Annotated in this window: 9 protein-coding genes and 1 pseudogene; 1 reads left to right on the top strand and 9 read right to left on the bottom strand. The window is 66.6% G+C overall.

From position 1 onward, the window contains the following. The 4 genes and pseudogenes from BV95_RS22295 to BV95_RS22280 all read right to left on the bottom strand — a co-directional run. Positions 1-342: pseudogene (locus BV95_RS22295) on the bottom strand (tail tape measure protein); the annotation flags it as partial. Positions 343-519: 177 nt separating this feature from the next. Beyond that, positions 520-714 carry a phage tail assembly chaperone gene (locus BV95_RS22290; RefSeq protein WP_037457490.1) on the bottom strand — a complete coding sequence of 65 codons (195 nt, stop codon included), beginning with the start codon at positions 712-714 and terminating at the stop codon, positions 520-522. Beyond that, positions 711-1,025 carry a gene transfer agent family protein gene (locus BV95_RS22285; RefSeq protein ID WP_174544452.1) on the bottom strand — a complete coding sequence of 105 codons (315 nt, stop codon included), beginning with the start codon at positions 1,023-1,025 and terminating at the stop codon, positions 711-713. Before BV95_RS22285 ends, BV95_RS22290 begins: the two co-directional genes overlap by 4 nt. Continuing rightward, entirely contained in the window at positions 1,022-1,429 is a 408-nt protein-coding gene (locus BV95_RS22280; RefSeq protein WP_013846181.1) for a phage major tail protein, TP901-1 family, read from the bottom strand. Before BV95_RS22280 ends, BV95_RS22285 begins: the two co-directional genes overlap by 4 nt. 58 nt (positions 1,430-1,487) lie before the next feature. Between BV95_RS22280 and BV95_RS22275 the strand changes: the two genes are divergently transcribed. Next, a complete protein-coding gene (locus BV95_RS22275; protein WP_037457488.1) occupies positions 1,488-1,811 on the top strand; it encodes a hypothetical protein in 324 nt (107 codons plus the stop codon). Between the two features lie 96 nt (positions 1,812-1,907). On the opposite strand, the gene gp17 is transcribed toward BV95_RS22275, so the two are convergent. The 5 genes from gp17 to BV95_RS22250 form a co-directional block, all read right to left on the bottom strand. After that, a complete protein-coding gene (gene gp17 / locus BV95_RS22270; RefSeq protein ID WP_037457486.1) occupies positions 1,908-2,303 on the bottom strand; it encodes a tail completion protein gp17 in 396 nt (131 codons plus the stop codon). Continuing rightward, positions 2,300-2,491, bottom strand: coding sequence for a hypothetical protein (locus BV95_RS22265; RefSeq protein WP_409372085.1), 192 nt, complete (start codon positions 2,489-2,491; stop codon positions 2,300-2,302). The genes gp17 and BV95_RS22265 overlap by 4 nt, the downstream gene beginning before the upstream one ends. After that, positions 2,488-2,973 (bottom strand): head-tail connector protein, encoded by a 486-nt coding sequence (locus BV95_RS22260; protein ID WP_037457482.1) that lies wholly within the window; start codon positions 2,971-2,973, stop codon positions 2,488-2,490. The genes BV95_RS22265 and BV95_RS22260 overlap by 4 nt, the downstream gene beginning before the upstream one ends. A 122-nt stretch (positions 2,974-3,095) precedes the next feature. Next, the gene (locus BV95_RS22255; RefSeq protein ID WP_037457480.1) at positions 3,096-4,208 is read right to left on the bottom strand and encodes a phage major capsid protein; all 1,113 of its coding nucleotides are present in this window, start codon (positions 4,206-4,208) and stop codon (positions 3,096-3,098) included. A gap of 97 nt (positions 4,209-4,305) precedes the next feature. Then, positions 4,306-4,515: HK97 family phage prohead protease (locus tag BV95_RS22250; protein ID WP_037457478.1), on the bottom strand; the 210-nt coding region annotated here is incomplete at its 5' end.

Here is a 4,515-nt window from a genome sequence, read left to right as displayed (position 1 = left end):
CCCCGGCGCAAGCGGCGCGCAACTCGCCCGCCCCGGCAAGCCCAACACGGCCCCCGCCAGCCCGATCAGCCCGCCATCGCCACCGATTTTGCTCATCCCGGCCCGCAAGGCGCTGGCCGCAATGTCATCCAGCACCCGCAAAGCGACGGCCTTCAGCTCCTCAAACCCGAATTTCCCGGACCGGGCGGCCCGCAACAACTCCCGCTCGATCCGCCGCCCCGCCCGCTCAGCGCCCGTGGCAAGAGGCCCTTCCAACTCCCCGCACATGGCTTCGACATCCTGAGCAAAGGCCTGCCGATCCGCCCGCACCCGCACGATCAGATTGTCGATTTCCTCGTCCATCCCACCCTCCAAAGCCCAAAGGAAAAACCAAAAAGCCCCTCCCCTTCAGGGGAGGGGTTGGGGTGGGGGCTCACCCCACACCCACCGTTCGTTTCAAGCCCTTAGGACAGCCCAAAGCCGAGTAACAAAGTCACCCAACCTCCGTTCGTTTCGAGCGAAGTCGAGAAACGAAGCGCCTCAATCCGGCATCCCAACCCGCAATCTCTCCAACTCCCCCCGATCCATCCCCACCTCCGACGCCTCCCCACCACGAGCCGCCCGCAAAACGCTCTCCAGTTCCGCCGGCGTAGACCGCCAGAATTCCTCCGGCCGCCACCCCAGCAACCACCCCGCGACCCCGGCCAGCCGCGCCGCCGCTTTGAAAAAGCTCATTGTCCCCCCAAAATCTGCGCCAAAATCCCCCGCAACACAGGCGTCAGCTTCGCCAACCCCACGCCGACAATCGCCTCGCCCAAAGCCTCCCGCGTCAACCCCGCAGGCGGCTCCGCCAGACAATGCCAGAACAGCCCCGCCATCTCGCCAAGCGACAGCTTCCCGTCCGCCGCCCGCTCCACCAGCGCGAACAACGGCCCCAATTCCTCCTCAGCCGCCACCAAAGCCGCAAAACTGGGCCGCAACACAAAGCGCTCCCCACCCAGTTCCAGCGCCGCCTCGCCCCGAGCGCCATTCGCCGCCCCGCTCACAGCGACACCACCGGCCCGGAACTCTCCAGGCTCAGCGCATAGTTGCGCTCCCCATTATAATCCCCGGCATAGTCCAGCCGCGTCACCAGGAACCGCCCGCGCATCTTCTCGCCGCTTTCGAAACTCAGCTCATAATCGCCGATGGTCCCCGCCAGCGCATGGTTGCGCAGCCGCACCTCCGCCGCCGATCCTGTGAAGATGCCCGCCGCCGACACGCTGACCGACCGCACCCCCGCGCCCGACAGCAATTCGCGCCAGCCGCCCGAATCCTTGCTGGTGACGTTCACCGCCTCGCCGTTGACGGACAATTGCGTCGTGCGCATCCCCGCCACGGTGGCGTAGGCGACCGGCGCCCCGCCATCCCCGATCTTCAACAGAAACGCGCTTCCTTTTTCCACGCCCATGGCGCATTCTCCTCTACGATAAACCGTGCAAGATTCGGGATTTGGAGAGAGACCTGAAATGTTCGTGACCGCCCCCCTGATGCTGCTGCTGGCCGCCGCCCCGCAAAGCGGCGACCCCGTCGGCAACGGCCGCAAGGCCTATTCGGAATGCCTGTCCAAACAGGTCCAGCCCGCGCTTGACAAGAAACTGACGCTCGCCGATTTCCAGGCCACGCTGAAGACGGAATGCGGCGCCAAGGAAGCCGCCTTCCGCGCCGCCATCGTCGCAGAGGACAAGTCCGGCGGCATGTCGGAAAAGGCCGCCCAGTCCGACGCAGACGACCAGATCAGCGAATATAGGGACAAGATCCTCGGCGAATTCGAAGACTATTCCAAATCCTGACCCAAAAAATCCTCCCCATCGCAGATGGGGAGGGGGACCACGCCCAGCGTGGTGGAGGGGAAATACGCAGGTCGCGCCTCTGCACCTGGGTATCCCCTAAACCCCCACCACCCGCATCCGATAATCCACCAAAGCCTGCCACCCGTCCCGCGCGCCCGTCCGCGCCACCCGCGACCGCACCAGCCGCGCCCCGACGACCCGCCAGCCGCCAACCAGCCCAACCGCCCGCACCACGGCATCCACCCGCGCCAACAACCCCGCCAGCCGCACAGGCGCTTCCCCGACATCGAACAGGCTGACGGTCACCACCAACTCCCGCCCATCCAGATCCTTCGCGCCCCAATCCAGCGCGACACAATCCCCCACCACGCCATAAGGCGCACTGGCCCGCCCCGGCGCACCGTCGAACAACCCGTTCAGCCCCGCCATCAACGCCGCATCCCCGCGCAGCGCCGCCACCAGCGCCCCGCGCACCGCCACCTCCGCGCTCATCGCCCTCTCCCCGCTTCCCGAAGCGCCAGATCGCCCATCCACCGCCGCCTCAGCCCAACCCCGGCCAAGCGCACGACTTCCCCCTCGACCACAGCGTCCTCAACCCCGGCCGCCAAAGCCGCCGCAGCAATCCCCCGCCGCCGCGCCGCGATGCGCTCCTCCACCAGCGCCCAAAGCCGCGCCCTCACGCCAGCCGCATCCGCCGCCAGGGCCGCCACAGCGCGCTGACCACCGCAGGCGGCGTCGCCACCTCCCCGTCCCGCGCCGTGAAATGCTCCGCCGCCAGCCGCACGATCCCCTGCCGGATCGCCTCAGGCAGCCCCTCGACATCCGCCGCCAGCCCCGCCCGATAACGCACCGTCACCTTGCCCGGCCCATCCACCAGCCGCGCCCGCACCCAGCCATCGCCCGAAGCATCGATATCGACCGCATAGGCGCCCGGCGCCAAAGCAACGCCATCCACCTCCACCCCCAATATCGCCACCACCGGCCGCGCCGTCAGCCTCTGCCAACTCCCGTCCGCCACGATGGTCTCGGCGGCGTCCCGCACCACCAGCCACTGCCCGATAAACTGCTCGCAAAGCCCCGAAGCGCTCCCCAACAGCCGCTCCAGCACGCCATCCTCATCATCCGACCCGATCCGCAACCAGGCCTTGAGATCCGCCAACATGGCCCCTCCCCAACAAAAAGGGGGACGCCCACAGGACGCCCCCAAAAACCTTCTCCCCTGGGGGAGAAGGATACGCAGCCTTACCGGCTCTGCCGGTTAGGCGAAGTTGGAAGAGGGGGAGATCACGACGCCGCGAACTTCATCAACTTGATCGCCTCCGAATTCGCCACAGCCCCGCCGATCCGCTTCACCGCGTAAAAGTGGACGAACGGCTTGTTGCTGAACGGATCGCGCAAAATGCTCGTCTCACTGCGTTCGGAGATCACATAGCCCGCCTGGAAATTACCGAAGGCAATCGACATCGACCCGGCCGAAAGATCCGGCATATCCTCGGCCTCGACCACCGGATAACCCAGCAGGGTCGCCGGCTGCCCCGCCGCCAAAGAAGGCTGCCAGATAAACGCCCCGTCACTGGTCTTCATCTTGCGAATGACCGCCAGCGTGGCCGAATTCATCACGAAACAGGCCCCCTGCCGGTAAGGCGCCCGCAACGCCTGCACCAGATCGATCAGCTTGTCCGGCCCGCTCGCCGCAAAGGCCCCCGAAGCACCCGAAGCCACATATTGCAGCGACCCGAAGGCCCGCACGCTGTCAGCCTCATTGGTGGCCGTATAGGTCAGGAAACCCTTCGGCTTGTTGGTCCCATTGCCGTTGACGAAGGCCGCACCCTCCGCCGCCGCGAACTCGCGGGCAATCTCCCCCGCCAGCCAGCCTTCGACATCGAACCGCGCATCGTCCAGCATCGCCTGCGACGCCGCCGGATTGGCGTAAAGCTCGCCCGAAGGCGGCACGATCTCATTGAAACTGGGCGTGGCCGTCTCCGCCCGCGCCCCCGTCTCGCTGGCCCAGCCCGACACGATGCCGCCCGACGTCACCAGCTTGCGATAACCCGCCGACCCCGTCCGCACGACATTGGCGATGGCGCGAATGGGAGAAATCCCCTTCAGCGTCGCATCGATGATCTGATCGATCTCCCGCGGCACCGCATAACCGCCCGCGCCACCGCTCGCCCCGGAAAAGCTCTTCAGTTCGACGCCCGCTTCCAACCCCTGCCGCACATAGCGCTCGACAAAGGCGGCCCGACGCGGATCGACCGCCCCGCCCTTCACGCCATCCAGCGCGGGCCTCTGCTGAACCAGCAAAGCCCCCTTCAACGCCGCGACCTCATTCTCCAGCCCGGCGATGCGCTCACCCTGCACCACCGCGTCAAAGCTCGCTTCCAACTGATCCGTCATCCACCACTCCCACGAAAAAGGGGCGCCCCAACGGAGCACCCCTGCAAAACCTTCTCCCCTGGGGGAGAAGGATACGAAGCCTTACCGGCTCTGCCGGTTAGGCGAAGTTGGAAGAGGGGGATTGCTCGCCCCCCTCCACCGCAATCACCCGCGCCAAATCCTGCATCGGATGCGTCACGACGCTGACCTCCACCACCTCCAACTCCAGCAATTCCCTTGGCGAAACCCCCCGCGCCTCCCGAACCCGATAGCCAAAGGACAGCCCATCCACCGCCCGTTCCCGAAGCGCCCTCCCAGCCTCCCGCCC

The sequence above is a fragment of the Sphingobium chlorophenolicum genome, from assembly GCF_000722875.1.
Taxonomy (GTDB): Bacteria; Pseudomonadota; Alphaproteobacteria; order Sphingomonadales; family Sphingomonadaceae; genus Sphingobium; species Sphingobium chlorophenolicum.
This window is presented reverse-complemented; position numbering and strand designations above follow the sequence as displayed.